The sequence below is a fragment of the Streptomyces sp. CLV115 genome (genome assembly GCF_038448545.1).
In the GTDB taxonomy this organism is placed as follows: Bacteria; Actinomycetota; Actinomycetes; order Streptomycetales; family Streptomycetaceae; genus Streptomyces; species Streptomyces sanglieri.
The window spans coordinates 1-4,682 of record NZ_JBCEWQ010000291.1 but is presented as its reverse complement, the minus strand read 5'-3'; the positions used below and the strand labels follow the sequence as shown (position 1 = coordinate 4,682).

The window sequence follows — 4,682 nt, the reverse complement described above, 5'->3', positions numbered from 1 at the left end:
TTCTGTGGCCGGGGGCGACCGGGGGGATCAGGGCTTCGGGGCGTTCACCTTGAACGGCTGGTCGAACGCGGAGAATTCGACCGTCACGGGGGCGGTGCGGCCGGTGCCGTCTTCCGTTCCGCCGCGCGGGAGGTGCAGCCTCAGCAGGTAGGGCCTGCCTTCGGTGGCGATGTCCGCCGTCCATTTCCCGTCGCGCGAACCGCCGGTGACGGTCAGGGCGGGGGTGCCGGAGCCGGGCGTGGGCGTCCGTTCCCTGCGGGCCGTTCCGGTCTTCGGCGCGAGGAGGCCGAGGAAGGTCTCCCGGTCGCAGTAGCGCTCGGCCAGTTTCGCGTGCCGGTCGGCGGCGGTGGGGCTCACCCAGTGGCCGGCGAGGTTCTCGGCCGGTGCGGTGGAGGCCGATCGCAGCATCGCGGCGTCGGAGCGGACCCGGACCGTGCCGCCCGTCCGCACCAGCTCCATGGTGCCCGCCGCGCCCATGGAGAGCGTGACCGTGCACTCGCCCCGGATGTCCGTGGCCACGAACGCCTCGACCGGGCCCTCGGGGGAGGCCGCCTGCACCGTCATGCGTACGGACTTGGCGGCGCGGGTCGTCGCCAGGGCCTTGTCGGCGACCTCGGGGGCGGTCAGCCGGGCGTAGGGGGCGGTGGTGTCGGGTGCGCCGTCCGGAAGCATGCCGCAGGCCGTCGCGAGGGCGAGGGCGGTCGCGGCGCTCAGGGTGGCTGCCGAGGCGCGGGCGGGAAGGCGCATGGCGGGCGGCTCCGGTCTCTCCGGTTCGTTCTGTCCGGCCGGTTCGTTCTGTCCAGCCGGTTCCGGCCGGTTGGTTCTCTCCGGCTTGTTCTGTCCGGCTCCAGAAGAGCGGTCAGAGCTTCAGGTCCCACTGCGTGGCGTCGTACGTGAAGCCGGGGTTGACCTCGACCGTCAGGTTCTTGGCGTCCGCCGGGGTGTCGAAGGCGAACTGGACGGTGACCTTCTTGCCCGGCAGGACCGTGCCGCTGAAGCCCGTGCCCACCTTGTTGTCGAAGATCTGCTCGGCGTCCACGCCGTCCTGGCCGGCCCGGGCCGAGACGCCGACGAGCGCGGAGTCGAACTTCTCCTTGCCCGCGTTCTCGATGACGACGGCGACCCGGTAGGCCTTCTGGCCCTTGGTGTGCCCGGCGGCGTACGCGTCCGGGGTGTACGAGGTGGCGTCGCCGACCGTGACCGTCAGATCGTCGTCGTACACGGCCGAGTCGCCGGCCTCCAGCGCCTTGCCGGTGTCCTTCTTCTTGCCCGCGTCGCCCTTGTTCGCGCCCCCGCCCTTCGCGGAGTCCCCGCCGGGCTTCGGCTTCGCGGAGGCCGTGGTGTCGGACACCGCCTTGTTGAGGTCGTTCACGGCGTCGTCCACCGCCTTGAACGTGATCACCGCGCCCACCACCGCGAGGATCAGCGAGATCAGGCCGAGCACGGCGCCGAAGGTCGCCATCCCCTTGTTGGTGGCCTCTCCGCGCTTCGCCCGGCCCCGGCCGGACAGGCCGAGGATCAGGGCGATGAGGCCGAGGATGCCCGCCAGCCAGAACAGGAACGGGATCAGCCCGGACACGGCGCCGATGACACCCAGGACGAGGGCCGCGATGCCCAGTCCGTTACGGGCCGGACCTGCGCCCGGCATCTGGGCGGGGGCGTACGGCTGCTGGGGCTGCGGGGACTGCGGCGGCTGCGTGAACTGGGACATGGCTGTGCCCTCCGGCGAAAGCAGAAATGGATGGTGAGCGGTTCCGTGCATCGCTCGTGTGCATCGCCCTGCGCATCGGCTGATGTGGCGATGGGTCAATAACAGCAGAGCTTGTGAACCGAGTCAACACGGTTCACGGAGAATGGGTTGATGCACGCTGTGAATCGATGTCGTGTGAACCTGGTCGGTATGCTCGCCGACAACCAGTACCGGGACGAGTGCCAGGACCAGGGAGACAGCCAGTGCCGGAGAACTCGACAGAGGTGACCGCGGCCGGGATCGCACGGCTGGCGGGGGTGGGGCGCGCCGCGGTCAGCAACTGGCGCCGCCGCCACGCCGACTTCCCCAAGCCCGTCGGCGGCACCGAGACGAGCCCGTCCTTCGCGCTCCCCGAGGTCGAGCAATGGCTCCGCGACCAGGGGAAACTCGCCGAGGTACCGCTGCGCGAGCGGGTCTGGCAGCAGGTCGCCGGGCACCCGGCCGGCGCGGTCCCCGCCCTGGTCCACACGGGCTGTGCCCTGCTGCTCCTGCGGACCGTCCCGAAGACCTGGCCGGAGCTCGCCGCCGCCCCCGACGAACGGATGGCCGACGTGCTGTCCCTCGCCCTCGACAAGGCGCTCACCGCCCGCTTCGGACCGGCGACGCAGGACGGCCGGGCCGTTCACACCCCGAGCGGCACCGAACTGCTCGCGTCCGTACCGCTGCTCCGTGCCGTCGCGGAACTCGCCGCCGGGACCGGGCCCGGGGAGACCTTCGAGTTCCTGCTCGGCCGTCAGCTGGACGCCAACCCGCGCCAGTACACACTCACCCCGCCCGGACTCGCCGAGCTGATGGCCGCCCTGGTGGAGGCGGGGGAGCGGCCCGCCCGCACGGTCCTCGACCCGGCCGCGGGCACCGGCGCCCTGCTGCGCGCCGTCGCCGGTCCCGCCGCCCTGTACGCCCAGGAGACCGACCCCGACCTCGCCGCGCTCACCGCGCTGCGGCTCGCCCTGCACACCGACACCGGCTGCGCCCTGGCGGCACGGACCGCCGACACCCTGCGCGCCGACGCCTTCCCGCAGCTCGCCGCCGACGCCGTGCTCTGCCACCCGCCGTTCAACGAACGCAACTGGGGCCACGACGAACTCGCCTACGACCCGCGCTGGGAGTACGGCTTCCCGGCCCGTACCGAGTCCGAACTCGCCTGGGTCCAGCACGCCCTGGCCCATCTGCGCGAGGGCGGCACCGCCGTACTGCTGATGCCCCCGGCCGCCGCATCGCGCCGCTCCGGCCGCCGGATCCGCGCCGACCTGCTGCGCCGCGGCGCCCTGCGCGCCGTCATCGCGCTCCCGGCGGGCGCCGCGCCCCCGTACGGCATCCCGCTCCACCTCTGGGTGCTCCGCAAGCCCGGCAGTGGTACGCACCCCGCGCCCGAACTGCTGCTGGTCGACACCGCGGAACCCGCCGAACCGGCCCCGGGAGGGCAGACCTCCGCGACCGGCGGGCGCGACCGGCTCGACTGGCAGGCGGTGCACCGCACCGTGCTCGACGCCTGGCAGTCCTTCGAGGGCTCCGCCCCGGCCGCGGCCCGCACCGGCGCCGGCCGCGCCGTCCCCGTCATCGAACTCCTCGACGACGACGTGGACCTGGCCCCCGCCCGCCACCTGCCGCCCCCGGCCGCCGCGGGCGGCCCCGGCGAGCTGATCCGGGTGCGGGAACGGCTCGCCGAGACGCTCGGCCGTACCGGCGCCCTCACCCCGCCCGCCGTGACCCTCTCCGACCCGGCCCACTGGCCCCTGACCACCGTCGGCGAACTCGCCCGCGCCGGCGCCCTCCAGCTCCGCTCCGGCGGCTCCGGCACCGGCACCGGCCCGGGGCCAGTACTCACCGAACACGACGTCCTCGGCTCCACTGCCCCTTCGGGAAGCCTGCCCACCGACGGGCCCTCCGAGGAACCGGTCCTCGTCGAACCCGGCGATGTCGTCGTCCCCGTCCTGGGCGGCGGATCCGCCGCCCGCGTCATCGACGACGCCACGGCGGGCGCCGCGCTCGGCCGCAACCTCCAGCTGCTGCGCCCCGATCCGGCCGCCCTCGACCCCTGGTTCCTGGCCGGCTTCCTGCGCGGCACCGCCAACAACCGCCAGGCCAGCAGCTACGCCTCCACCGCCACCCGGCTGGACGCCCGCCGTCTCCAACTGCCCCGGCTGCCGCTCGCGGAGCAGCAGCGGTACGGGGAACGGTTCCGGGCCCTGGCGGAGTTCGAGGACGCCCTCAGGCTGGCGGGCCGGCTGGGCGGACAGCTCGTACAGGGGATGTACGACGGGCTGACGGACGGCACGGTCGCCCCGAAGTGAGGCGAACCACAACGGTTCCGTACAACCCGGGGCCAGTTGTCGGTGTCGCCCTTTACGCTCGGATTCGCGCACACGCAGCGTGTGCGCGGATGTTCAACGACCAGGTCTCCAGGAGCAGCCATGTACGCCCCGGGTCATCCGCCGACGCCGCCGCGCCGGGTTCCCAGCCGGGCCTGGATCGTCTCGATGCGGGTGCTGTTCGGCGTGCTCTCGGTGGGCTCGCTCGGGCTGCTGCTGTGGAGCCCGCTGCTCCGGCTCGCGATCGTGCGCCGCCGGACGTCCGACTGGTGGCTGACCGGGGCCGGGTTCGTGTTCGTCTGCGTGCTCCTGCCGATCCTCGGCAGGGACGGCAACGACGAGCCGACCGGCATCGACAACGTCCTGATCCCGCTGCTGCTGGTGACGATGCTGGGCTCGTTCGCGTACTACCTGGTCGGCGACATCCGCCACTACGAACGGCTGACGAAGCGGCACCCGACGGGCGGCTACGCGGCCGCCCCGCCGGTGCCGGGACACGGGTACGGATACGGATACGGGTACCAGTACGCGCCCACGGTGCCGACGCGGATGCCCGCACCCGCACCCGTGCCCATGGCCGCTCCCGCTCCCGCCCCCACGCCGGCGCCCGCTCCCACGCC

Annotated in this window: 4 protein-coding genes; 2 read left to right on the top strand and 2 right to left on the bottom strand. The window is 73.5% G+C overall.

Annotated elements, in window-relative coordinates; all coding sequences use genetic code 11:
• Positions 1–27 precede the first annotated feature (27 nt).
• Positions 28–747, bottom strand: coding sequence for a hypothetical protein (locus AADR41_RS41340; RefSeq protein ID WP_342287555.1), 720 nt, complete (start codon positions 745–747; stop codon positions 28–30).
• A gap of 112 nt (positions 748–859) precedes the next feature.
• Positions 860–1,711 carry a DUF4190 domain-containing protein gene (locus AADR41_RS41335; protein ID WP_342287553.1) on the bottom strand — a complete coding sequence of 284 codons (852 nt, stop codon included), beginning with the start codon at positions 1,709–1,711 and terminating at the stop codon, positions 860–862.
• Positions 1,712–1,953: 242 nt separating this feature from the next.
• Between AADR41_RS41335 and AADR41_RS41330 the strand changes: the two genes are divergently transcribed.
• Both AADR41_RS41330 and AADR41_RS41325 read left to right on the top strand, forming a co-directional pair.
• Positions 1,954–4,044: an N-6 DNA methylase gene (locus tag AADR41_RS41330; protein ID WP_342287551.1), complete on the top strand. Its 2,091-nt coding sequence runs from the start codon at positions 1,954–1,956 to the stop codon at positions 4,042–4,044.
• A 120-nt stretch (positions 4,045–4,164) separates the two neighbouring features.
• Positions 4,165–4,682 (top strand): hypothetical protein (locus tag AADR41_RS41325; protein WP_342287549.1); only part of this gene is annotated, 518 nt, incomplete at its 3' end.

Coding starts and splice junctions, on each gene's coding strand:
- AADR41_RS41340 (WP_342287555.1), bottom strand. CDS start 747: ATGCGCCTTCCCGCCCGCGCCTCGGCAGCCACCCTGAGCGCCGCGACC.
- AADR41_RS41335 (WP_342287553.1), bottom strand. CDS start 1,711: ATGTCCCAGTTCACGCAGCCGCCGCAGTCCCCGCAGCCCCAGCAGCCG.